Below are 23,740 nucleotides of genomic sequence, written 5' to 3' on the forward strand. Positions count from 1 at the left end.
AGATGTGTATAAGAAACAAGGGCAAGCCCGCGCACCACAACGATCACCGTCAGTCAGTGAAGAACCCGCGGCCCCTCGTCTTTCTCAGGCTCGCCTTCCGCCAGGCGACCGGCCATCTGCACACCCACGCTCAACATGGCTTTAGCCACTTCCACGTGCTGGCCTTGCAGGAACTGTTTGGCATCTTCGGAAAAATCCAAGATAACCAGAGAACCCTCGTCCTCAGCCCGGCGCAGCTCGATTCGGCCGTCAGGCAATTCAACAATTTCCAGAAAGGACGTTGGCATAAAAGTCTGCTCTCCACGAAAGGCCGGGATTATATCAGTCATCCACCCAGCCCCGCAGAGGATCTGAACAGGTTTCTTGACAGCTTGATGAATGGTCGCCTAGAGGATGCTCAACACTCGTTGAGACCTTCGCGAAAGCGCAGTGCCATCTTTTTCAGTTCCTGGCGCCAGCCTTCCAGCTCTTCCCGACTCAACGGCTTGGGCTCATCTTCTTCCAGCGCAACCGCCACGATCAACGGCTGGGTCACATCGCCCTTGGGCACATGCGGTATACGCGGCGGCTGGAACATATCCGCATGCGCCTTGAGCAAACGCGCCACCCAACTGTCAGGGCTTTGAGCCATTTCCACCAACTCGGCCAGCTCAGGGATCGCCATTGAGTCCAGAACTTCACGATTCATGATCATTTCTGCACGGGGCGAGCCGGCCTGGGGCAGGCGGTAAAACCCGGCGATCTCATGGCACAGGCCCAGCAAGGCACCGTACAGATGGAACAACGCCGCTTCACGCCCCGCCTGGACCAGCGCGATGGCATTCATCTCCTTCCCTTCCTCGGCGCGGCCAAGGGCTTCCAGGGATAAACCCGCGAAGTAAATTTTCTGATTGGTACGGGTATAGAGTTCGTTGGCCATGACGGCAATCTCCACAACGAATAAGCGTGATGCTGGCTGAACAGTGTCACGGATCAGCCGAGCGCACTGCAAGGGCAAAAAAAGGCCGCCTGTGCAGGCGGCCTTTGTCACTGGCAGATTAGCCGATCAAGCGCCCTGGCGCTTGTCCTCGACCTTCCACTTGCCGCCGTCGTAGAACGCTTTCCAGCCGGTAGGCTTACCGTCCACTTCGGTCTGCACATACTGCTCCTTGGTCTTGCGGCTGTAGCGGATCACGGCTGGACGACCATCCGGGTCCTTCTTCGGCGCTTCACACAGGAAGTGGTACTTCGGATCGATCTCATCCTTGTGCGGCACGATCTCCAGCACCAGCGGTGCACGGGTCTCGCGGTTTTTCGGGAACTGGCTGGCCGCCAGGAACAACCCCGAAGCGCCGTCACGCAGGATGTAGGTGTCGTTGACCTTCTCGCACTTGAGTTCAGGCATCTTCACCGGGTCCATCTTCGGCGGCGCCGCGTCACCGCTTTTCAGCAGTTTGCGGGTGTTCTTGCAGGTCGGGTTGGTGCAACCGAAGAACTTGCCGAAACGGCCGGTCTTGAGCTGCATCTCGCTACCGCACTTGTCGCACTCCAGGCTCGGACCTTCGTAGCCCTTGATGCGATAGGTGCCCTCTTCAATCTCGTAGCCGTTGCAATCCGGGTTGTTACCGCAGATGTGCAGCTTGTGCTTCTCGTCCAGCAGGTAGGCGTCCATCGCCGTGCTGCAGATCGGGCAGCGGTGCTTGCCACGCAGGACCAGCGACTCGGACTCACCCTCGTCATCGGCAGCGATTTCATCACCCGGCACCAGGTTGACGGTGGCCTTGCAGCGCTCTTTCGGCGGCAGGCTGTAGCCCGAGCAACCGAGGAACACGCCAGTGGACGCCGTACGAATCTGCATCGGTCGACCGCAGGTCTGGCACGGGATGTCGGTCATCACCGGCTGGTTGGCACGCATGCCATTTTCAGGGCTTTCGGCTACTTCGAGTTTCTTCTTGAAGTCGCCGTAGAACTCGTCCAGCACGCTTTTCCAGTCGCGTTCGCCCTGGGCCACGTCATCGAGGTTCTCTTCCATACCGGCGGTGAAGCCGTAGTCCATCAGGTTGGAGAAGCTCTCGGACAGTCGCTCGGTCACGATGTCGCCCATCTTTTCCGAGTAGAAACGACGGTTGTGCAGCGCAACGTAGCCACGGTCCTGAATAGTCGAGATGATCGCCGCGTAGGTCGAAGGACGACCGATGCCGCGTTTTTCCATCTCTTTTACCAGGCTGGCTTCCGAATAGCGCGCCGGCGGCTTGGTGAAGTGTTGCGACGGGTCGAGCTTGATCAGCTTCAACGTGTCGCCTTGGGCCATGTCCGGCAGCACGTCGTCATCGCCAGGCTTGGCGATTTGCGGCATCACACGGGTATAGCCGTCGAACTTGAGGATACGGCCTTTGGCACGCAGCTCGAAGTCGGAAGCCGCCACCGTCACGGTGGTGGACAGGTATTGCGCTGGCAGCATCTGGCAGGCCAGGAACTGGCGCCAGATCAGCTCGTAGAGGCGCTCAGCGTCGCGCTCCATGCCGCTCAGCTTGGCAGGCGTGGTGTTGGCGTCGGAAGGACGGATCGCTTCGTGAGCCTCTTGTGCGCCTTCCTTGCTGCTGTAGACGTTTGGCTTCTCCGGCAGGTACTTCTTGCCGAACTCTTCTTCAATGTAAGTACGCGCCATCGCCACCGCATCTTGCGACAGGTTGGTGGAGTCGGTACGCATATACGTGATGTAGCCGGCTTCGTACAAGCGCTGGGCCATCATCATGGTTTTCTTCACACCAAAGCCCAGGCGGTTGCTCGCGGCCTGTTGCAGGGTGGAAGTGATAAACGGTGCCGACGGCTTGCTGCTGGTCGGTTTGTCTTCACGCTTGACGATGCTGTAGCTGGAAGACTTGAGCTTCTCCAGCGCGGCCATCGCCTGGGCTTCGTTCAGCGGCTTGAACGCCTCGCCTTTCTCGCGGGCCACTTCAAAACGTACGTTGGCACCCTTGGCGGTGCCCAAGTCGGCGTGGACTTCCCAGTATTCTTCGGGGATGAACGCACGGATCTCGCGCTCACGCTCCACCACCAGCTTCACGGCAACCGATTGCACACGACCGGCCGACAGGCCACGGGCGATCTTGGCCCACAGCAGTGGCGAGACCATGTAGCCCACGACGCGGTCGAGGAAACGACGGGCCTGTTGGGCGTTGACACGGTCGATATCCAGTTCGCCCGGCTTGGAGAAAGCTTCCTGGATGGCTTTCTTGGTGATTTCGTTGAACACCACGCGCTTGTAGCGGCTGTCATCACCGCCGATGGCTTCCCGCAGGTGCCAGGCAATGGCTTCCCCTTCGCGGTCCAAGTCCGTCGCGAGATAGATGGTGTCAGCATCCTTGGCGAGCCGGCGCAGCTCTTCGATGACCTTTTCCTTGCCTGGAAGGATTTCGTACTTGGCCTTCCAGCCATGATCCGGGTCCACACCCATGCGCGAGACCAGCTGCTTGCGCGCTTTCTCTTTAGGGGTGAGCACCGGACCTTCGCCCGCAGCCGCCTTGCCGCGCTTGGCGGCTGGCTCCTTGCTGGCGCTAGCCGAACCGCTGGTGGGCAGGTCTCGGATATGGCCGATACTCGACTTCACCACGTACTCGTTGCCCAAGTACTTGTTGATGGTCTTGGCCTTAGCCGGGGATTCCACAATGACCAGCGATTTGCCCATGGATCGGAAAATTCCTGAATTCGAGAAGTGAAAGGCAGTTGGCGCCTGTCGCGGCAACGCTATATATAGTGGCAACAAGGTGAGGTCAAGCGCAGCATTCTGCGCGACCTGCCGTTATTGCCCTGAAAAAAGACTGGGTTCGGCCTGGACCAAAGCAAAGCGCGGGACCTGCTCGCCGTCAACTTCGACGGTCTCCACAAACATGCTCAACGGGCGCACCCAAAAGCCGTAATCGCCATACAGTGCTTGGTAGAACACCACTTCTTCTTCGGTCTCGGAGTGGCGCGCCACGCTGAAAACACGGTACTGCGGACCTTTATAATGCTGGTAGAGCCCTGGTTCGACTTTCATGCTCTGGCCCTCTTACAAAATTTGTTAAAAAAAAAATACAAAACCACCCAAAAACAAAAACCGGGGCACTGGGCCCCGGCTTCCGTCAACCCAACGCTTAGACGCGTTCGAAGACGGTGGAAATGCCTTGGCCGAGACCAATGCACATGGTTGCAACCCCAAGGTTGCCGCCATTTTGCTTCATCACGTTAAGCAAAGTGCCGGAGATACGCGCACCGGAGCAACCGAATGGGTGACCCAGGGCAATCGCGCCGCCGTGCAGGTTAACCTTCTCATTCATCTTGTCGAGTACTTTCAAATCTTTCAGCACGGGCAAGGCCTGTGCAGCGAAAGCTTCATTGAGCTCGAAGAAGTCGATGTCGTTGATGGTCAGACCCGCGCGCTTCAAGGCTTTTTGTGTGGCCGGTACTGGACCATAGCCCATGATTGCCGGGTCCACACCCGCCACGGCCATCGAACGGATCACGGCCAGCGGTTGGATGCCCAGGTCCTGGGCACGCTGCGCCGACATCACGATCATGCACGAAGCACCGTCGGTGATTTGCGACGAAGTACCGGCTGTCACGGTGCCGCCCTTTGGATTGAACGCCGGCTTGAGCGCGGCCAGGCTTTCCAGGGTGGTATCCGGACGAATGGTTTCGTCGTAGTCGAACAGTTTCAGGAAACCGTTCTCGTCATAACCGTTCATCGGGATGATTTCATCCTTGAACTTGCCTTCCACAGTCGCTTTGTGGGCGAGTTGGTGGGAACGCAGGCCGAACGCGTCCTGGGCTTCGCGGGTAATGCCGTGCATTTTGCCGAGCATTTCCGCGGTCAGGCCCATCATGCCCGAGGCTTTTGCCGCGTACAGCGACATGTGCGGGTTAGGGTCAACGCCATGCATCATGCTGACGTGGCCCATATGCTCCACGCCACCGACCACGAACACATCACCGTTGCCGGTCATGATCGCCTGGGCGGCAGTGTGCAGCGCGCTCATCGACGAACCGCACAGGCGGCTCACAGTCTGGCCGGCGGCGGTGTGCGGGATCTGGGTCATCAACGACGCCATGCGCGCAATGTTCCAGCCCTGCTCCAGGGTCTGGTTGACGCAGCCCCAGATCACGTCTTCGACTTCGTTCGGGTCGACCTTGACGTTGCGTTCCAGCAGTTTGCTGATCAGGTGTGCCGACATATCTTCGGCACGGGTGTTGCGGTGCATGCCGCCCTTGGAGCGGCCCATCGGCGTACGACCGAAGTCGACGATCACGACGTCTCTTGGATTCAAGCTCATAAATATTCTCGCTCTAGTCGTCTGGGCACTTAACCGAAGAAGCGCTGGCCGTTCTTGGCCATTTCACGCAGCTTCGCGGTCGGGTGGTACAGCGGGCCCAAATCAGCGTATTGATCAGCCAGGGCAACGAACTCGGCCACACCGATCGAGTCGATGTAACGCAGCGCACCACCACGGAATGGAGGGAAACCAATACCGTACACCAGGCCCATATCGGCTTCGGCGGCGGTCTCGACGATGCCGTCTTCCAGGCAACGCACGGTTTCCAGGCACAGGGCGATCATCATCCAGTTGATGATGTCTTCGTCCGACACCTCACGCTGTTCGTAGATGACCGGAGCCAGCACTTCATGCACCGACGGATCGGCCACTTTCTTCTGCTTGCCCTTCTTGTCGGCCTCGTAGGCGTAGAAGCCCTTGCCGTTCTTCTGGCCCAGGCGCTTGGCCTCGTACAGCGCGTCGATCGCCGAACGGCGGTCGTCTTTCATGCGGTCCGGGAAGCCTTCAGCCATGACGTCGCGACCGTGGTGGCCGGTGTCGATGCCGACCACGTCCATCAGGTACGCCGGGCCCATTGGCCAGCCGAATTTTTCCATGACTTTGTCGATGCGCACGAAGTCCACACCGGCGCTGACCAACTTGGCGAAACCGCCGAAGTACGGGAACAGCACGCGGTTGACCAGGAAGCCCGGGCAGTCGTTGACCACGATCGGGTTCTTGCCCATTTTCTTGGCGTAGGCAACGGTGGTGGCAACCGCCAGCTCGCTGGACTTCTCGCCACGGATCACTTCCACCAGCGGCATCATGTGCACCGGGTTGAAGAAGTGCATGCCGACGAAATTTTCCGGACGCTTCAAGGCCTTGGCCAGCAGCGAGATGGAAATGGTCGAGGTGTTGGACGCCAGGATGGTGTCGTCTTTGACCTGGGCTTCCACTTCAGCCAGTACGGCTTGCTTGACCTTCGGGTTCTCGACAACCGCTTCGACCACCAGGTCGACGTGGCCGAAATCGCCGTAGGACAGCGTAGGACGAATGCCGTTAAGCACTTCAGCCATCTTCGCGGCGGTCATGCGACCTTTATCCACGCGGCCGACCAGCAGCTTGGCGGCTTCCGCCAGGCCTTGCTCGATGCCGTGCTCGTTGATGTCTTTCATCAGGATCGGCGTGCCTTTGGACGCCGACTGATAGGCGATACCGCCGCCCATGATACCGGCGCCGAGTACGGCTGCCTGTTTCACGTCCTTGGCGATTTCGTCGTAGGCCTTGGCCTTTTTCTTCAGTTCCTGATCGTTCAGGAACAGGCCGATCAGGCTCTGGGCTGCGGAGGTTTTCGCCAGTTTGACGAAGCCTGCCGCTTCCACTTCCAGGGCTTTGTCGCGACCGAAGTTCGCGGCTTTCTGGATGGTCTTGATCGCTTCAACCGGCGCGGGGTAGTTCGGGCCGGCCTGGCCAGCCACGAAACCTTTGGCAGTTTCGAACGACATCATTTGTTCGATGGCGTTGAGCTTGAGTTTTTCCAGCTTCGGCTGACGCTTGGCCTTGTAGTCAAATTCGCCGCTGATGGCGCCCTTGATCAGGTTCAGTGCGGCTTCGGCCAGTTTGTCCGGGGCAACCACAGCGTCGACGGCACCGACTTTCAGCGCGTCTTCAGCACGGTTTTCCTTGCCAGCGGCAATCCACTCGATGGCGTTGTCGGCACCGATCAGGCGCGGCAAGCGTACTGTGCCGCCGAAACCTGGGTAGATGCCCAGCTTGACTTCAGGCAGGCCGATCTTGGCCGTGGCCGACATGACGCGGAAGTCTGCCGCCAGGCACATTTCCAGGCCGCCGCCCAACGCGATGCCGTTGATCGCGGCGACGGTCGGTACGTTGAGGTCTTCAAAATCGCTGAAAATCTTGTTGGCTTCGAGGTTGCCAGCCACCAGCTCGGCATCGGGCAGCTTGAAGTTGTCGACGAATTCGGTGATGTCAGCGCCGACGATAAACACGTCCTTGCCGCTGGAAACGATCACGCCCTTGACCGAAGCATCTGCTTTGATGGTGTCTACGGCCTGACGCAATTCATTCAGGGTTAGACGGTTGAACTTGTTGACGGACTCACCCTTGAGGTCGAATTTCAGTTCGACGATGCCACTTTCAAGAGCCTTAACCGTGATGGCTTTACCTTCGTAAATCATCAACTGATCTCCACGATATGGAAGCTGAACAGTACACACTGGACGCTGGCCTCTGGTTGGACATTGATGAATTCGCCAATGTTCACGCCAATCCGCCAGGCACACCCGCCAATGCGATAGTCGGGATTCTGTATGAGTCGTCTGACAGACAAACGCTCAATTCATACGCCCGTTTGATTTGGGTACGCCACCTTCATCCAATTCCGGGCAATTGTCAATCGCTCGAAAGGCTAGGAAAAACGCGACTTTCCAGTCATTTCAGAACCCCAACCCTAAGCCCGCGACTCGTCAATATTCAACTATTCACGAAATCAATAATGCAAAAGATATGGAAAAAGACTGTACAGAACGGGATATGCGGCTAGGCTAGCCGCAACCGTAAAGCGTCTGGATGAACATCCGACGCGCGAAACACCAGAATTACCGGCCTGCCTGGCCAACTCCAGCCCGATGATGATGTCGGGCTTTTTATTGCCTGCGATTCAGGCCAGGGCCTTGAGCAGCGCATCAATAGCCTTCAACACGCTCGCCTCGCCCTTCTCGCCCCAATACAAGGCGATCATCTGCTTGTCGGCTTCGACCTTGTAGACGTTGTCCGGCAGCGTCGCAAAATGCGGCAACAACTTTTCATCGGCGCACACTTCGCGCCACTGATTGACCCAGACCCCAGGCTCCAACTGCCAGTAACTCCAGATCGCCGGCGTGCTGCCGCGCCGTGGCCGGCAATACTGCGCGCACGGGCTCGGCGGCTCTTGCTTGAGCCAGTGCGGCCATTCCTGGGGCGACAACTGCATGGCCAGGCCGATGCGGCGTGCCTCCATGCGCAGGGCCATGCGCCCGCTCTGATGGCGCGACGGGCGCAGCCATGCCAGAGGGCTCAGAACCACCACAAGGATTGACACCACTATCCAGACCGTCATATGTGTACTCCCGAATTTCTAGATGAGCGGATTTGACCTGACGCAACCCCATCCGCTTGAAAGCAGCCATACTGAACTTATTGCAGTCCCTTGGAGGAACGCCTCATGCCCTACCAACATATTCTGGTCGCTGTTGATCTGACCGAAGAGTGCGATCCAGTGATCAAGCGCGCGCAGGAGTCTGCATTGGCCAATGGCGCCATACTGTCGCTGGTGCATATCGTCGAGCCCATGGCCATGGCCTTTGGCGGTGACGTGCCGATGGACCTTTCCCAGTTGCAGCAACAGCAGTTTGACCAGGCCAAGGAGCGCCTGGACCGTTTGATTCTCAAATACCCGCACTTGAAAAAGGAAGACTGCCACCTCACCTACGGCCAACCGCGCCAGGAAATCCACCATCTGGCCAAGGAAAAGGGTTGTGACCTGATCGTGGTCGGCAGCCATGGCCGTCACGGGCTGGCGTTGCTGCTCGGTTCCACCGCCAATGATGTGCTGCACGGTGCGCCGTGCGACGTGCTGGCCGTCCGGTTGGTAAAGACTCCGTAAGACCAACGCAGATCCAATGTGGGAGCGGGCTTGCTCGCGAAAGCTGTCTGTCAGTTGATGCATCTGGTGACTGACACACCGCTTTCGCGAGCAAGCCCGCTCCCACATTTGGATCGCATTTCATATAAAAAGCCCGGCGTTCATAGAAATGAACGCCGGGCTTTTTTAATGCATTGGAATCACTCAGGCATCCAACTCAGCCCAACGCTCAACCAACACTTCCAGCTCCTGGTTCAACGTCTCCAGGGAAGCGATGACCTTGGCCGTTTCAGCCGCCGGACGCAGGTAGAAACCCGCGTCAGCCATGTCCGCTTCAACCGCAGCGATCTGCTGCTCCTTGGCTTCGATATCACCCGGCAACGCTTCCAGCTCACGTTGCAGTTTGTAGCTAAGCTTCTTCTTGGCACCTGGCACCACTTCGGCAACCGGCTCAGCAGCCGCCACCGGAGTGACCACCGCCGAGTTCAAGTCGGCCTTGCCGGACTTGCTCTCGGTCACGCCCAGCAGGCGCGGCGAACCGCCCTGGCGCAGCCAGTCCTGGTAACCACCGACGTATTCACGCACCTTGCCTTCGCCTTCGAAGACCAGGGTGCTGGTGACCACGTTGTCGAGGAATGCCCGGTCGTGGCTGACCATCAGCACAGTGCCGTTGAAGGTCAGCAGCACTTCTTCCAACAGCTCGAGGGTTTCCACGTCGAGGTCGTTGGTCGGTTCGTCGAGCACCAGCAGGTTGGCCGGCTTGCTGAACAGCTTGGCCAGCAGCAGGCGCGCACGCTCACCACCGGACAAGGCTTTCACCGGCGTACGTGCACGCTGCGGGCTGAACAGGAAGTCGCCCAGGTAGCTGAGCACATGGCGGCTCTGGCCGTCGATGTCGATAAAGTCGCGGCCTTCGGCAACGTTGTCGATCACGGTTTTTTCCAGGTCCAACTGGTGACGCAACTGGTCGAAGTAGGCCACGTCAATGCGCGTGCCCTCTTCCACGGTGCCGCTGGTCGGCTGCAGACCGCTGAGCATCAGCTTGAGCAAGGTGGTCTTGCCGGTGCCGTTGGCGCCCAGCAGGCCGATACGGTCGCCGCGCTGCAGGACCATGGAGAAGTCCTTGATCAGGAACGGGCCGTCCGGGTGATGGAAGCTGACGTTCTCCAGCACCATCACTTGCTTGCCCGACTTGTCGGCGGTGTCCAGCTGGATATTCGCCTTGCCGGTGCGCTCGCGGCGTTCGCTGCGCTCGACACGCAGGGCTTTCAGGGCGCGTACGCGGCCTTCGTTACGGGTACGACGGGCCTTGATGCCCTGACGGATCCAGACTTCTTCCTGGGCCAGCTTTTTGTCGAACAGCGCGTTGGCGGTTTCTTCGGCGGCCAGCGCGGCTTCCTTGTGTACCAGGAAGCTGGCGTAGTCGCCGTTCCAGTCGATCAGGCCGCCACGGTCCAGCTCAAGAATGCGCGTGGCCAGGTTCTGCAGGAAGGAACGGTCGTGCGTGATGAACAGCACGGCGCCCTGGAATTCCTTGAGGGCTTCTTCCAGCCAGGCAATCGCGCCAATGTCCAAGTGGTTGGTCGGTTCGTCGAGCAGCAGCAGATCCGGCTCGGACACCAGGGCCTGGGCCAGCAGCACGCGGCGACGCCAGCCGCCGGACAACTCGGCGAGGGTCTTGTCGGCCGGCAGTTGCAGGCGACTCAGGGTGCTGTCGACCAGTTGCTGCAAGCGCCAGCCATCACGGGCTTCGAGGTCTTGCTGAACGTGCATCAGCTTGTTCAGGTCATCTTCGGTGACGCAGTTCTGCGCCAGGTGATGGTATTCGGCGAGCAGTGCGCCGACGCCGTCGAGGCCTTCGGCAACCACGTCGAACACTGTCCGTCCGTCGGCCACCGGCAATTCTTGCGGCAATTCGCCGATCTTGAGGCCCGGCGCGCGCCATACGGAGCCGTCATCGGGCTTCTGGTCGCCTTTGACCAGCTTCATCATGCTGGATTTGCCGGTGCCGTTGCGGCCGATGATGCACACCCGCTCACCACGGGCGATCTGCCAGGACACCTTGTCCAACAACGGCATAGCGCCGAAAGCAAGGGACACATCGCTGAATTTGAGCAGGGTCATACGCTTCTCCAAAAACTGGGCGCGCATTCTACCTGAGTTAGGGGTGGGATGCGGCTGGCATTTTCGCTGCCGACACGTTCTGTAGGACATTTCCAACGAACTTGAACGAACCGCCCAGCAAAGCTTTCGTCTGCGTCGGGCAAAAGGCTAAGCTAGGGGCAATCAGTGTCGGCGGTGCCGATGCTAGTCGTGATTTCTCTGCACGGACGTCTCATGCGCAGTCGCCTTTTCAACTTTTTATCTTGTCTGCTTCTTTCCGCCACCGCCGTTCAATCCGCCCAGGCCGTGGACCTCACCACCCAACGTCAATATTACGATGAAGCCAAACGCGCCTTGGCCAAGGGCGATACCGGCCCGTACATGCAATACAGCCAGGCCCTGGCCGACTACCCGCTGACGCCGTACCTGGCCTACGACGAACTGACGGCGCGCCTGAAAACCGCGAGCAATCAGGAGATCGAACAGTTCCTGGCCAAAAACGGTGACCTGCCCCAGGCCAACTGGATGAAACTGCGCTGGTTGCGCTGGTTGGCCGAGCGTGGCGATTGGCAGACCTTTGAAAAGTACTACGACACCAAGCTCAATTTCGTTGAGCTGGACTGCCTTCAGGGCCAGTACCAGCTCACCCACAACCTGAAAGCCGAAGGCTACAAGACCACCGAAAAACTCTGGATGACCGGTAAGTCCCAACCGGCCGCCTGTGATGCCACCTTCGGCCAATGGGCGGCTGACGGCCAACTCACCGAACAGAAGATCTGGGACCGCGCCAAGCTCGCCGCCGAAGCGCGCAACTACGCACTCGCCAACAGCCTGGTGAAAACCTTGCCCACCCTCGGCGCCCAAGGCCGCTTGATGGTGGACGTGGCGCAAAAGCCCGACATGCTCAGCGACCCGTCACGCTTCCTGCCAGCCACCGAGGCCATGTCTGACGCCGTGGGCCTGGGCTTGCGTCGCCTGGCCCGCCAGGATCCGGACAAGGCCATGGCCCTGCTAGACGGCTACGCCAGCAGCATGCACTTCTCCCGTGACGAAAAAGTGTCGATCGCCCGGGAAATCGGCTTGACCCTGGCCAAGCGCTACGACCCGCGCGCCCTTGAGGTGATGACCAAATACGACCCAGAACTGCGCGACAACACCGTCTCCGAATGGCGCCTGCGCTTGCTGTTGCGCCTGGCGCGCTGGGAAGACGCCTACCAGTTGACCCGCAAACTCCCACAAGACCTGGCGACCACCAACCGCTGGCGCTACTGGCAGGCCCGCAGCCTGGAACTGGCAGAACCCAAGAACCCACAAGCGTTGGTGTTGTACAAGAACCTGGCACAAGAGCGTGACTTCTACGGTTTCCTTGCGGCGGATCGCTCCAAAGCCCCGTATCAGTTGAAGAACAAGCCGCTGCTGATGAGCCAGGCACTGGTCAACAAGGTGCGCAACACGCCGGGCGTGCGCCGTGCGCTGGAATTCTACGCCCGTGGCCAGATCGTAGATGGCCGTCGCGAGTGGTATCACGTAAGCCGTCACTTCAACCGTGACGAGATGGTCGCCCAGGCCAAGCTGGCCTACGACATGAAGTGGTACTTCCCGGCGATCCGCACCATCAGCCAGGCGCAGTACTGGGACGACCTGGACATCCGTTTCCCGATGGCCCACCGCGACACCCTGGTGCGTGAAGCCAAGGTGCGCGGCCTGCATTCCAGTTGGGTATTCGCGATTACCCGCCAGGAAAGCGCCTTTATGGACGACGCCCGCTCCGGCGTCGGTGCCAGCGGCCTGATGCAACTGATGCCTGGCACTGCCAAGGAAACCGCGCGCAAGTTCAGCATCCCCCTGGCCTCCCCGGCCCAGGTACTGGACCCGGACAAGAACATCCAGCTCGGCGCTGCCTACCTGAGCCAGGTGCACAGCCAGTTCAACGGCAACCGCGTGCTCGCCTCTGCCGCCTACAACGCCGGCCCCGGCCGCGTGCGCCAGTGGCTGCGTGGCGCGGACCACCTGAGTTTCGATGTGTGGGTGGAAAGCATTCCGTTCGACGAAACTCGCCAGTATGTGCAGAACGTGCTGTCTTATTCGGTGATCTACGGGCAGAAGCTCAATTCACCACAGCCGTTGGTGGATTGGCATGAGCGGTATTTTGATGATCAGTAAGGCTCTGGTCGGACGCCGCCGCACTGTCGGTGGTTGAAACCCTGTGGCGAGGGAGCTTGCTCCCGTTGGGTTGCGAAGCGACCCCAAAAATGGGACTGCTGCGCAGTCCAACGGGAGCAAGCTCCCTCGCCACACGTGCATCTTCGCCCTCAACTGCCTGCCAAGGATGCCCGCTCGTGACGACGGGCCCACTTTAGCCCTCGCTGTTCGCGATCTCTGCCCCATCACTGAACTGCAACGCCGCCAGCCTCGCATACAACGCATTGCTTGCAATCAACTGCTGATGCGTCCCCACCGCCACCAACTTGCCCTGGTCCATCACCGCAATGCGATCAGCGTTCTTCACCGTGGCCAGCCGATGGGCGATCACCAGCGTGGTGCGCCCTTGCATCAATTGCGGCAGCGCTTGCTGGATCAGGTGTTCACTCTGGGCATCGAGGGCGCTGGTGGCTTCGTCGAGCAGCAGGATCGGCGCGTCCACCAACAACGCTCGGGCGATGGCCAGGCGTTGGCGTTGGCCGCCGGAGAGGCCCATGCCGCCGTCGCCGAGGTGGGTCTGGTAGCCGTCAGGCATTTGCAGGATGAAGTCGTGGGCATGGGCAATGCGTGCGGCGGCTTCGACCTGATCCTGGGTGGCGGTCGGGTTGCCGTAACGGATGTTGTCTTCGACGCTGCCGAAGAACAGCGCCGGGCTCTGGGATACCAGGGCGAAGTGGCGGCGCAGGTCCATGGGGTCGAGTTCGGTGAGTGGATGGCCTTCGAGCAGGATGCGGCCTTGCTGGGGGTCGTAAAAGCGCAGCAACAGGTCGAAAATCGTCGATTTGCCCGCGCCGGAAGGCCCCACCAGCGCCAAGGTTTCGCCGGGATTGATGGTCAGGTTCAAACCGTCAATGGCATAGCTGTCGGGCCGCGAAGGATAGGAAAAACGCAGGTCTTGCAGCTCCATGCGGCCGCTGACGCGGGCGGGCAATTGGACGGTGCCTGCGCTCGGCGCCTGGATCTCGTTGCTCGACTGCAACAACTCACCAATGCGCTCGGCGGCCCCGGCAGCGCGTTGTAACTCACCGAGTACTTCACTCAGGGTGCCGACCGCACTGCCGACGATCAGGCTGTAGAACACGAACGCCGCCAGCTCACCGCCGGAAATACGTCCGCTGATCACGTCCATGCCGCCGACCCACAGCATCACGCCCACGGCACCGAGCACCAGCATGATCACCAGGGTAATCAGCCAGGCGCGTTGGGTGATGCGCTTGCGCGCGGTGGTGAAGGCGTCTTCCACAGTCACGGCGAAACGTTGTTCGTCCTGCACCTGGTGGTTGTAGGCCTGCACGGTCTTGATCTGACCGAGGGTCTCGGACACATAGCTGCCCACGTCGGCGATGCGGTCCTGGCTTTGGCGCGACAAGCTGCGCACCCGGCGGCCAAAGATCAGGATCGGCGCCAGCACCAGCGGCAGCGCTACCACCACGATACTGGTGAGCTTGGGGTTGGTGACAAACAGCAGCACGATGCCGCCGATGACCATCAAGGCATTACGCAGGAACAGCGACAACGACGATCCGATCACCGACTGCAGCAACGTGGTGTCGGTGGTCAACCGCGACTGGATCTCCGAACTGCGGTTGTTCTCGTAAAAGCCCGGATGCAGGTAGATCAAATGGTTGAACACTTGCCGACGGATATCCGCCACCACCCGCTCGCCGATCCACGACACCAGATAAAACCGTGCGAAGGTACCCACTGCCAGCCCCAGCACCAGCACCATGAACAGGCCGATGGACTGGTTGAGCAAGTGCGGGGATTGGGTCATGAAACCCTGGTCCACCAGCAGACGGATGCCCTGCCCCATGGACAAGGTAATACCGGCCGTGACGATCAGCGCCAACAGGGCGCCAAGCGCCTGCCAGCGGTAGGGGGCGATGAAGCGGCTGGCCAGACGGATCGCGCGGCGTTGACGGACTGAGAACATGGAGGGCATCACCAATGAGGAACCTGTCCTCAACATTGGGGGAACTTGGGTAAATAACAATGAGTCAGGTTAATTATGCCCGCCGATACCTAACCCTAGAGGCTATCGGTCTAACCCCTGGCTGGAAATTTGTATCGGTTTCTGGTCGACTGGGTATTCGAACCGGTGACTTTGAAAGGAGTTGTAACAGCCTGGTCACGCGGGCGGCTTAGAGTGATAAGCAGAATGGGTACACAACCTGATGAGGAGACAGGCCATGACCTTGCAAAACAGCAGCGATGCCAAGATTGAAGTAATCCGCCAGCCGCAGCAATTGCCCTGCTGGTACGTCGATGCCAATGGCAAAGATGTGCAGATTACCGAAGAGATGATCCAGCAAGCGTGCAGCGAACTGGAACAGCGACTGGTCAAGCCTGCCCAGCAAGGCTGAAGCGCCGACGCTTTTTCAAACCCGGCCCAGGTGGCCGGGTTTTTTATGGGGATCTAGGCGCTCACGGCACCCAATGCGCTGATGATGTTCGACAATGCTGCCGACTCACCGTTAATGCGCACCTTCAAGCCATCAATTTCACGACGTTCAGGATAGTTTTTGCGCAGCAGGTCAAACGCCTTACGCTGCTCTTCAACCGTTCCTACCAGGCTACGCCGGAAATCCGCATCATCACGGCGCGGGTCGTACACGCTGCGGCACAGGGTCGCCAGTGCCCAGGCCGGGTCGGTGGACGCGTTCAAGTGCACCTCGGCCAACCACGGCGGCGGCAGCAAATCACTCAAATGAATGCTCGGCGCCTGCCCCAGGTGCGCGCAGAACGCCTGATAGATCTGCGCCGTGCCGCGTTGCTTGCCATCCAGGCTGTAGCCGGCGATGTGCGGCGTGGCCAGCACGCACAACTCTGCCAGGTCCACGTCCACTTCAGGCTCGCCTTCCCACACATCCAGCACCGCTTGCAGGTCTTCGCGCGCCAGCAGCACCTCGCGCAGGGCGGCATTGTCTACCACTGGGCCACGGCTGGCGTTGATCAGCCAGGTGCCGGGCTTGAGCTGGTTGAGCCGCTGGCGATCAAACAGGTGCCAGGTGGAACCGTTGCCGGACTTGGTCAGCGGTGTGTGCAAGCTGATCACATCGCATTGCTCGATGATCTGCTCCAGGCTGACGTAATCGCCGTCTTCGGCAATCTGCCGTGGCGGGTCGCACACCAGCACGTTCCAGCCCAGGCCCTTGAGCACCTTGACCAGCCGCCCACCGACTTCACCGGCCCCCACCACGCCATAGGTGCGCTGGGTGAGGTCGGCACCTTCGATTTCCGCCAGGGTCATCAGGCTGCCCAGCACATAATCCACCACGCCACGGGCATTGCAGCCGGGGGCGCTGGACCATTGGATGCCGACCTGTTTGAAGTAGTCGAGGTCAAGGTGATCGGTGCCGATGGTGCAGGTGCCGACGAAGCGCACCGTCGTGCCCTCCAGCAGCGCGCGGTTGACGTTGGTCACCGAGCGCACCAGCAACACGTCGGCCTGCTCGACCGTGGCGCGGTCGATGGAACGGCCAGGCACGCGGCGAATCTCGCCAAATCCCTGGAAGAATGCATCGAGCAGCGGAATATTTTCGTCGGCAACAATCAGCATGGCAGGCTCCTTTCGCGGACCCGCAGTGTACAGGGATCACAGCCCGCGCTTACAAATCCCTAACACTGGTTTTTTCCTGACCAGTGCGTCAAAGCGTAGAATCCGCCGTCCTTGCGCTTCCCTTTATTGGACACCTGTACGTGAACACTGCAACTGCCACCCTTAGCCGCCCCGCCCGCATCAGCCGGGAAGTCGGCGGCCTGCTGACGCTCGCCCTGCCGATCATGGTCGGCCAACTGGCCACCACCGCGATGAGTTTTGTCGATGCGGTGATGGCCGGCCGCGTCAGCCCCCAGGACCTGGCGGCGGTGGGCCTGGGCAACTCGATCTGGATTCCGGTCTACCTGCTGATGAGCGGTACGCTGCTGGCTACCACGCCGAAAGTCGCGCAACGCTACGGCGCGGGCCAGTACAGTGAGATCGGGCCGTTGGTGCGCCAGTCATTGTGGCTGGCCTTGGTGGTCGGCATCATCGGCTCACTGCTGCTGCTTTGCGCCGAGCCGATCCTGCATGCAATGAAGGTTGAACCGGACCTGATCGCACCCACCATGGGCTACCTGCATGGCATCGCCGCCGGTATGCCGGCCATTGCGTTCTATTACGTGCTGCGCTGCTTCAGTGACGGCCTGGGTCGTACGCTGCCGAGCATGGTCATGGGCCTCTTCGGCCTGGCGCTGAACATTCCGCTGAACTACATCTTCATCTACGGTCACCTCGGCCTGCCGGCCATGGGCGGCGTAGGCTGCGGCTGGGCCACGGCTATTTCGATGTGGGCGATGATGCTCGGCCTGGCCGCCTGGACCCGCTGGGGGCCGGCCTACCAGAGCAGCGAATTGTTCAAGCGCTTCGACTGGCCGCAATGGGCGGTGATCAAGCGTGTGCTGGGCATTGGTCTGCCGATTGGCGTGGCGATCTTTGCCGAGTCGAGCATTTTTGCGGTGATCGCCCTGCTGCTGGGCAGCCTGGGGGCCACTGTGGTGTCCGGTCATCAGATCGCATTGAACGTCAGCTCCCTGGTGTTCATGATCCCCTACTCCTTGAGCATGGCGGTCACCGTGCGGGTCGGCCAGGCCCTCGGGCGTGGCGAACCGCGTGAAGCGCGCTTCGCCGCCGGTGTCGGCATGGGTACGGCGCTGGCCTACGCTTGTCTGTCCTGCAGCCTGATGCTGCTGTTTCGCGAGCAGATAGCGGCGATCTACACCCCGGACCCGGTGGTCATTCACCTGGCTTCGACGCTGATCGTGTTTTCGGCACTGTTTCAGTTCTCCGACTCGATCCAGGTCACGGCAGCCGGCGCACTGCGTGGCTACCAGGATACCCGAGTGACCATGGTGCTGACACTGTTCGCATACTGGGGCGTTGGCCTGCCGGTGGGTTACGCCCTGGGCCTGACGAATTGGCTGGGCGAGCCGAGCGGCCCAAGCGGCTTGTGGCAAGGGCTGATCGTGGGCCTGAGCTGTGCGGCGGGTATGTTGCTGGTGCGCCTGGCGCGCAGTGCACGCCGGCGTATCCGCGCCGACAAGGCGCGGGTTTAAGCGGACTTCTTGCGGATCCAGTACAGGTACGTACCGGCCTGCTCCTGCTGATCCACCAGTTCGTGGTCAAGGAACACGCAGAACTTGGGGATATCGCGGCGCGTGGACGGGTCGGTCGCGATCACCTTGAGCAAGCCGCCGGGAGGCAGGTCGCGGATGTGCTGGTGCAGCATCATCACAGGTTCCGGGCAATTCAAGCCTGTTGCATCTAGGGTGCCGTCGACGGCGCTGTCGAAAATATCGCTCATGATCTACTCCTGAAACTGGCCGCCAGTCTACCGGGCCTTGGTTTTCTTCACATCCACCAACCGACGCAAATGGCAGGTCACTTCCTCACGGTCGTGGTACAGCTGCTTGCAGCCGATCTCCACGCGGATGCCGCGTGCCTTGAAACCGTCTTCGATGCGTTCCAGCAGGCGCTTCACTTCGGCGTAGCGCTGCTTCATCGGCAGCTTCAAGTTCACCACCGCCTCGCGGCAATGCCCCTCGCCGATCCAGGTTTCCAGCAGCGCGGCGTTACGCGCCGGCTTTTCGACGATGTCGCAGACCATCCAGTCCACCGGCTGCTTGGGCACGAAGGTGAAACCGTCGGCCATCAAGTGCTGCACCAGGCCAGTGTCCATCAGGCTTTCGGCCATCGGGCCGTTGTCGATGGCGGTCACCAGCATGCCACGGTTGACCAGTTGCCAGGTCCAGCCGCCGGGCGCTGCGCCGAGGTCCACGCCGGTCATATCACCGTGCAGGCGCTCGTCCCACTGGTCGCGGGGGATGAAGTGGTGCCAGGCCTCTTCCAGCTTGAGGGTCGAACGGCTGGGTGCTTCGCGGGGGAACTTGAGACGTGGGATGCCCATCGGCCACATTGCCGAGTTGTTCGACTCGGCCAGGCCCATGAACACTTCGCGGCCACTCTTGAAGGTCAGCAGCAGGCGCGGCTTGCTCGGGTCGTCCACCAGCTTGCCGGCGTTCAGCAGGGCTTTGCGCAGGTGCACTCCGAATTTCTTGCAGAAGTTGGACAGTTCCTTGCCGTCGTTGGTATCGACCATTTCCAGCCACAGGCTGCCGCACACCGGGAATTCGCGCAGGTGGGCGAGGATCACGCTGATGCGGTCCGTTTCCGGCAAGTCGATGAACACCCCGCGCGCCCACTGCCGAGGAAAGATCAGCTCGGCAAAGCGCTGGCCGTGCATCAGGCGCTGGGCGCCGTCTTCCTCGGTGCAGACAAATTCGGCGCAGGCGCTGCCGGTCTTGGCCTTGGCGTAGCCGGAAACGTTCAGGCGCGCGGCGAGGTCCGCGATCTCGGAACAGACTTCGCCTTCAAAACCCGGGCGGCAGTGCATAAAAAGGGTGTTCATCAACTCTCCAAGTGAATCAACTGACGTTGCGCTGTCGCAATGCCTGTCATGAAAACCCGCGCATGATAACGGAGTTCGGAACCTTGGACTTAACGATAGAGTCCAGTTATTAGCCTGCTAATGAAAACAGGGCTAAGTTGATAGCTCTGTTCGTCCCGTCAGGTCCGTAGCCGTGCGGACCATAAGGAGTCGTGTCATGTCATCGCTTGATAGCCTGAGAACCCTTAAGACCCTTGAAATAGACAGTAAAACCTACCACTACTTCAGCCTGCCCGAAGCCGCAAAGAGCCTGGGTGACCTGGACAAGCTACCGATGTCACTGAAGGTGCTGCTGGAAAACCTGCTGCGCTGGGAAGACAACAAGACCGTCACCGGCGCCGACCTCAAGGCCATTGCCGCCTGGCTCAAGGAACGCCAGTCCGACCGTGAGATCCAGTACCGCCCCGCCCGAGTGTTGATGCAAGACTTTACCGGCGTACCCGCCGTGGTCGACCTGGCCGCCATGCGCGCCGCCGTGGCCAAGGCCGGGGGCGATCCGCAGCGCATCAACCCGCTATCGCCCGTGGACCTGGTAATTGACCATTCGGTGATGGTCGACAAGTTCGGCAACGCCGACGCCTTCGAGCAAAACGTCGACATCGAAATGCAGCGCAACGGCGAACGCTACGCCTTCCTACGCTGGGGCCAGAGCGCCTTTGACAACTTCAGCGTGGTGCCACCGGGCACCGGCATCTGCCACCAGGTCAACCTCGAATACCTCGGCCGCACCGTGTGGACCAAGGACGAAGACGGCCGCACCTATGCCTTCCCGGACACACTGGTCGGCACCGATTCCCACACCACCATGATCAACGGCCTCGGCGTACTCGGCTGGGGCGTGGGCGGGATCGAAGCGGAAGCGGCGATGCTCGGCCAGCCGGTGTCGATGCTGATCCCGGAAGTGATCGGCTTCAAGCTCACCGGTAAATTGAAAGAAGGCATTACTGCCACTGACTTGGTGCTGACCGTGACCCAGATGCTGCGCAAAAAAGGCGTAGTGGGAAAATTTGTCGAATTCTACGGCGACGGCCTGGCCGACCTGCCGTTGGCCGACCGTGCCACCATCGCCAACATGGCCCCGGAATACGGCGCCACCTGCGGCTTTTTCCCGGTGGATGAGGTAACGCTGGACTACCTGCGCCTCTCCGGCCGTCCTACCGAAACCGTGAAACTGGTCGAGGCTTACACCAAGGCCCAGGGCCTGTGGCGCAACGCCGGCCAGGAGCCGGTGTTTACCGACAGCCTGGCCCTGGACATGGGCAGTGTCGAAGCCAGCCTGGCCGGGCCGAAACGCCCGCAGGACCGCGTGGCACTGCCCAATGTCGGCCAGGCCTTCAGTGATTTTCTCGACCTGCAATTCAAACCCACCAACAAAGAAGAGGGCCGCCTGGAAAGCGAAGGCGGCGGCGGAGTTGCCGTGGGCAATGCCGACCTGGTGGGCGAAACCGACTATGAGTACGACGGCCAGACCTATCGCCTGAAAAACGGCGCGGTGGTGATCGCCGCAATCACCTCCTGCACCAACACCTCCAACCCCAGCGTAATGATGGCGGCCGGGCTGGTGGCGAAAAAGGCCGTGGAAAAGGGCCTGACGCGCAAGCCTTGGGTCAAGACCTCCTTGGCGCCAGGCTCCAAAGTGGTCACCGACTACTACAAGGCGGCAGGCCTCACCCAGTACTTGGACAAGCTCGGCTTTGATCTGGTGGGCTACGGCTGCACCACCTGCATCGGCAACTCCGGTCCGCTGCCCGAGCCGATCGAAAAGGCTATCCAGAAAGCCGACCTTGCGGTGGCGTCGGTGCTGTCGGGCAACCGCAACTTCGAAGGCCGCGTGCACCCGTTGGTGAAAACCAACTGGCTGGCTTCGCCGCCGCTGGTGGTGGCGTATGCCTTGGCGGGTACTGTTCGCATCGATATCAGCAGTGAGCCGCTGGGGAATGACCAAGACGGCAAGCCGGTGTACCTCAAGGACATCTGGCCCAGCAGCAAGGAAATCGCGGATGCCGTGGCCCAGGTCAGCACCGGTATGTTCCACAAGGAATACGCCGAGGTGTTCGCCGGTGACGAGCAGTGGCAAGCCATTGAAGTGCCACAGGCCGCCACCTACGTCTGGCAAAAGGATTCCACCTATATTCAGCACCCGCCATTCTTCGACGACATTGCCGGGCCTCTGCCAGTGATCAAAGACGTCAAAGGCGCCAACGTGCTGGCGTTGCTGGGTGATTCGGTCACCACGGACCACATCTCCCCGGCCGGCAACATCAAGACCGACAGCCCCGCCGGCCGCTACCTGCGCGAACAAGGCGTGGAGCCGCGCGACTTCAACTCCTACGGCTCGCGCCGGGGCAACCATGAAGTGATGATGCGCGGCACCTTTGCCAATATCCGTATCCGCAATGAAATGCTCGGCGGCGAGGAAGGCGGTAATACGCTGTATATCCCCACCGGCGAGAAGATGGCGATCTATGACGCGTCGATGAAGTACCAGGCCTCGGGCACACCATTGGTGGTGGTCGCCGGCCAGGAATACGGCACCGGCTCCAGCCGCGACTGGGCAGCCAAGGGCACCAACCTGCTGGGCGTCAAGGCGGTGATCGCCGAAAGTTTCGAGCGTATCCACCGCTCCAACCTGGTGGGCATGGGCGTGCTGCCGTTGCAGTTCAAGCTGGATCAGAACCGCAAGACGCTCAAGCTGACCGGGAAGGAGAAGATCGACATTCTCGGGCTGACCGACGTGGAGATCGTGCCGCGGATGAACTTGACGCTGGTGATTACGCGGGAGGATGGGAGTACGGAGAAGGTGGAGGTGTTGTGCCGGATCGATACGCTTAATGAGGTGGAATACTTCAAGGCCGGGGGCATCTTGCACTATGTGCTTCGCCAGCTGATCGCCTCTTAAGTAACACTGCAAAACAAATGTGGGAGCGGGCTTGCTCGCGAATGCAGTGGATCAGTCAAAACATCTATGACTGACAGACTGCATTCGCGAGCAAGCCCGCTCCCACATTTTTTACCGTGTTCTGATCAGAACAACCACTTCCACAACAGCACCAGCACCACCACCGCCAGCACCGGCCGCGCAATGCGGTAAGCCTTCGGATGCTTGCGCTTCCACTGCTTGACCACGCCGCTGAACTTGTCACTGAAGGTCTTGCTCCAGGCGTACGCCTGGTTGATCCCGCCCACGCGCTCGTCATCCAGGTTCTGCGGTGCAGTGGCGCGGCCCAATTGCTTGCTGACCCAGCGGTTGACGCGGGTCATGAAGCCATTGCTCAACGGCCGCTCGATGTCACAGAACAGGATCACGCGGGTCTGCTCGGTTTCGTTCTTGACCCAGTGCACATAGGTTTCGTCGAACATCACGTCTTCGCCGTCACGCCAGGCGTACACCTGGCCGTCGACAAAGATGCGGCAGTCGTCGGAGTTCGGCGTGGACAAACCCAGGTGATAGCGCAGGGAACCGGCAAACGGGTCGCGGTGCGGGTTGAGGTGGCTACCGCCCGGCAACAGCGCGAACATCGCGCCCTTGACGTTGGGAATGCTGCTCACCAGCGCTACGGTTTTCGGGCACAGCGCCTCGGCCGACGGCAGGGGTTTGTCGTACCACTTGAGGTAGAAACGCTTCCAGCCCTTCTTGAAGAACGAACCGAAGCCGGCGTCGTTGTTCTTTTCGGCGGCGCGGATGTAACCCTCGTCGAACAGGTGCATAGCCTCTTCGCGGATCACTTCCCAGTTGTCCTTGAGTACATCCAGTTCGGGGAACTTGCTGCGGTCCAGGTAGGGTTTGGACGGCACGGCCGAGAACAGGTACATCAAGGCGTTATACGGGGCGAACAGCGCCGAATGGTTGACGAACTGGCGCAATACCGGCAAACGCGCCTTGCCGCGCAGGTGCACGTACAGTGTGCTGCCGATAAACACCAACAACACCGACAGCTTGGCCGCTAAAGAAAAGGTCATGCAGCAACTCCTGAAAAAATGCGCCGGGCATCATAAACACTTGGGCCAGTATGCAGAAGGCCCAAGGTGTCAGTGCT

Annotated in this window: 18 protein-coding genes; 5 read left to right on the top strand and 13 right to left on the bottom strand. The window is 60.4% G+C overall.

Annotated features, from left to right (window positions below; genetic code table 11):
* Positions 1 to 53: 53 nt before the first annotated feature.
* From HX823_RS21325 to HX823_RS21355, 7 genes are all read right to left on the bottom strand, one after another.
* Complete coding sequence (locus tag HX823_RS21325) at positions 54 to 287, bottom strand: hypothetical protein (RefSeq protein WP_016975264.1); 234 nt, start codon at positions 285 to 287, stop codon at positions 54 to 56.
* 110 nt (positions 288 to 397) lie between these two features.
* Positions 398 to 919 (bottom strand): DUF6586 family protein, encoded by a 522-nt coding sequence (locus HX823_RS21330; protein WP_038846553.1) that lies wholly within the window; start codon positions 917 to 919, stop codon positions 398 to 400.
* Positions 920 to 1,045: 126 nt separating this feature from the next.
* Positions 1,046 to 3,667 (bottom strand): type I DNA topoisomerase, encoded by a 2,622-nt coding sequence (gene topA / locus HX823_RS21335; RefSeq protein ID WP_177076508.1) that lies wholly within the window; start codon positions 3,665 to 3,667, stop codon positions 1,046 to 1,048.
* Positions 3,668 to 3,781: 114 nt separating this feature from the next.
* The gene (locus tag HX823_RS21340; RefSeq protein WP_028619417.1) at positions 3,782 to 4,018 is read right to left on the bottom strand and encodes a DUF1653 domain-containing protein; all 237 of its coding nucleotides are present in this window, start codon (positions 4,016 to 4,018) and stop codon (positions 3,782 to 3,784) included.
* A 97-nt stretch (positions 4,019 to 4,115) separates the two neighbouring features.
* Positions 4,116 to 5,291: an acetyl-CoA C-acyltransferase FadA gene (fadA, locus tag HX823_RS21345; protein ID WP_016975260.1), complete on the bottom strand. Its 1,176-nt coding sequence runs from the start codon at positions 5,289 to 5,291 to the stop codon at positions 4,116 to 4,118.
* 29 nt (positions 5,292 to 5,320) lie between these two features.
* A complete protein-coding gene (fadB, locus tag HX823_RS21350) occupies positions 5,321 to 7,468 on the bottom strand; it encodes a fatty acid oxidation complex subunit alpha FadB (protein WP_028619416.1) in 2,148 nt (715 codons plus the stop codon).
* Positions 7,469 to 7,950: 482 nt separating this feature from the next.
* The gene (locus HX823_RS21355; protein WP_177076510.1) at positions 7,951 to 8,388 is read right to left on the bottom strand and encodes a hypothetical protein; all 438 of its coding nucleotides are present in this window, start codon (positions 8,386 to 8,388) and stop codon (positions 7,951 to 7,953) included.
* 105 nt (positions 8,389 to 8,493) lie between these two features.
* Between HX823_RS21355 and HX823_RS21360 the strand changes: the two genes are divergently transcribed.
* The gene (locus HX823_RS21360; RefSeq protein WP_177076512.1) at positions 8,494 to 8,934 is read left to right on the top strand and encodes a universal stress protein; all 441 of its coding nucleotides are present in this window, start codon (positions 8,494 to 8,496) and stop codon (positions 8,932 to 8,934) included.
* Between the two features lie 183 nt (positions 8,935 to 9,117).
* On the opposite strand, the gene HX823_RS21365 is transcribed toward HX823_RS21360, so the two are convergent.
* A complete protein-coding gene (locus HX823_RS21365) occupies positions 9,118 to 11,037 on the bottom strand; it encodes an ATP-binding cassette domain-containing protein (RefSeq protein ID WP_177076515.1) in 1,920 nt (639 codons plus the stop codon).
* Between the two features lie 213 nt (positions 11,038 to 11,250).
* Here HX823_RS21365 and HX823_RS21370 point away from each other — a divergent pair, with 213 nt between their 5' ends.
* On the top strand, positions 11,251 to 13,179 hold the full coding sequence (locus HX823_RS21370; protein WP_177076517.1) for a transglycosylase SLT domain-containing protein: 1,929 nt from the start codon (positions 11,251 to 11,253) through the stop codon (positions 13,177 to 13,179).
* Between the two features lie 193 nt (positions 13,180 to 13,372).
* On the opposite strand, the gene HX823_RS21375 is transcribed toward HX823_RS21370, so the two are convergent.
* Positions 13,373 to 15,160 (bottom strand): ABC transporter transmembrane domain-containing protein, encoded by a 1,788-nt coding sequence (locus tag HX823_RS21375; RefSeq protein WP_177076519.1) that lies wholly within the window; start codon positions 15,158 to 15,160, stop codon positions 13,373 to 13,375.
* Positions 15,161 to 15,407: 247 nt separating this feature from the next.
* Here HX823_RS21375 and HX823_RS21380 point away from each other — a divergent pair, with 247 nt between their 5' ends.
* Complete coding sequence (locus tag HX823_RS21380) at positions 15,408 to 15,581, top strand: PA1571 family protein (protein WP_016975252.1); 174 nt, start codon at positions 15,408 to 15,410, stop codon at positions 15,579 to 15,581.
* 53 nt (positions 15,582 to 15,634) lie between these two features.
* Here HX823_RS21380 and pdxB read toward each other — a convergent pair whose 3' ends face one another.
* Complete coding sequence (gene pdxB, locus HX823_RS21385; protein ID WP_177076521.1) at positions 15,635 to 16,777, bottom strand: 4-phosphoerythronate dehydrogenase PdxB; 1,143 nt, start codon at positions 16,775 to 16,777, stop codon at positions 15,635 to 15,637.
* A 140-nt stretch (positions 16,778 to 16,917) separates the two neighbouring features.
* Here pdxB and HX823_RS21390 point away from each other — a divergent pair, with 140 nt between their 5' ends.
* Entirely contained in the window at positions 16,918 to 18,312 is a 1,395-nt protein-coding gene (locus HX823_RS21390) for an MATE family efflux transporter (protein WP_177076523.1), read from the top strand.
* Here the strand turns inward: HX823_RS21390 and tusA are convergent.
* Entirely contained in the window at positions 18,309 to 18,560 is a 252-nt protein-coding gene (gene tusA, locus HX823_RS21395; protein WP_038846538.1) for a sulfurtransferase TusA, read from the bottom strand. The two genes, HX823_RS21390 and tusA, sit on opposite strands and share 4 nt — an antisense overlap.
* 27 nt (positions 18,561 to 18,587) lie before the next feature.
* Positions 18,588 to 19,664 carry a 23S rRNA (cytidine(2498)-2'-O)-methyltransferase RlmM gene (gene rlmM, locus HX823_RS21400; RefSeq protein ID WP_177076525.1) on the bottom strand — a complete coding sequence of 359 codons (1,077 nt, stop codon included), beginning with the start codon at positions 19,662 to 19,664 and terminating at the stop codon, positions 18,588 to 18,590.
* A 196-nt stretch (positions 19,665 to 19,860) separates the two neighbouring features.
* Here rlmM and acnA point away from each other — a divergent pair, with 196 nt between their 5' ends.
* Positions 19,861 to 22,602, top strand: coding sequence for an aconitate hydratase AcnA (gene acnA / locus HX823_RS21405; protein WP_177076535.1), 2,742 nt, complete (start codon positions 19,861 to 19,863; stop codon positions 22,600 to 22,602).
* 125 nt (positions 22,603 to 22,727) lie between these two features.
* Here the strand turns inward: acnA and HX823_RS21410 are convergent, their stop codons facing one another.
* Positions 22,728 to 23,663, bottom strand: a complete 936-nt coding sequence (locus HX823_RS21410) for an aspartyl/asparaginyl beta-hydroxylase domain-containing protein (protein WP_038846533.1) — start codon at positions 23,661 to 23,663, stop codon at positions 22,728 to 22,730.
* Positions 23,664 to 23,740: the final 77 nt, after the last annotated feature.

The sequence above is a fragment of the Pseudomonas sp. P7759 genome (assembly GCF_013386445.1).
Lineage (GTDB): Bacteria > Pseudomonadota > Gammaproteobacteria > Pseudomonadales > Pseudomonadaceae > Aquipseudomonas > Aquipseudomonas azotoformans_A.

Coding starts and splice junctions, on each gene's coding strand:
- HX823_RS21355 (WP_177076510.1), bottom strand. CDS start 8,388: ATGACGGTCTGGATAGTGGTGTCAATCCTTGTGGTGGTTCTGAGCCCT.
- HX823_RS21325 (WP_016975264.1), bottom strand. CDS start 287: ATGCCAACGTCCTTTCTGGAAATTGTTGAATTGCCTGACGGCCGAATC.
- HX823_RS21370 (WP_177076517.1), top strand. CDS start 11,251: ATGCGCAGTCGCCTTTTCAACTTTTTATCTTGTCTGCTTCTTTCCGCC.
- fadA (WP_016975260.1), bottom strand. CDS start 5,291: ATGAGCTTGAATCCAAGAGACGTCGTGATCGTCGACTTCGGTCGTACG.
- HX823_RS21360 (WP_177076512.1), top strand. CDS start 8,494: ATGCCCTACCAACATATTCTGGTCGCTGTTGATCTGACCGAAGAGTGC.
- tusA (WP_038846538.1), bottom strand. CDS start 18,560: ATGAGCGATATTTTCGACAGCGCCGTCGACGGCACCCTAGATGCAACA.
- HX823_RS21380 (WP_016975252.1), top strand. CDS start 15,408: ATGACCTTGCAAAACAGCAGCGATGCCAAGATTGAAGTAATCCGCCAG.
- topA (WP_177076508.1), bottom strand. CDS start 3,667: ATGGGCAAATCGCTGGTCATTGTGGAATCCCCGGCTAAGGCCAAGACC.
- HX823_RS21410 (WP_038846533.1), bottom strand. CDS start 23,663: ATGACCTTTTCTTTAGCGGCCAAGCTGTCGGTGTTGTTGGTGTTTATC.
- HX823_RS21375 (WP_177076519.1), bottom strand. CDS start 15,160: ATGCCCTCCATGTTCTCAGTCCGTCAACGCCGCGCGATCCGTCTGGCC.
- fadB (WP_028619416.1), bottom strand. CDS start 7,468: ATGATTTACGAAGGTAAAGCCATCACGGTTAAGGCTCTTGAAAGTGGC.
- HX823_RS21330 (WP_038846553.1), bottom strand. CDS start 919: ATGGCCAACGAACTCTATACCCGTACCAATCAGAAAATTTACTTCGCG.
- HX823_RS21340 (WP_028619417.1), bottom strand. CDS start 4,018: ATGAAAGTCGAACCAGGGCTCTACCAGCATTATAAAGGTCCGCAGTAC.
- HX823_RS21365 (WP_177076515.1), bottom strand. CDS start 11,037: ATGACCCTGCTCAAATTCAGCGATGTGTCCCTTGCTTTCGGCGCTATG.
- acnA (WP_177076535.1), top strand. CDS start 19,861: ATGTCATCGCTTGATAGCCTGAGAACCCTTAAGACCCTTGAAATAGAC.
- rlmM (WP_177076525.1), bottom strand. CDS start 19,664: ATGAACACCCTTTTTATGCACTGCCGCCCGGGTTTTGAAGGCGAAGTC.
- pdxB (WP_177076521.1), bottom strand. CDS start 16,777: ATGCTGATTGTTGCCGACGAAAATATTCCGCTGCTCGATGCATTCTTC.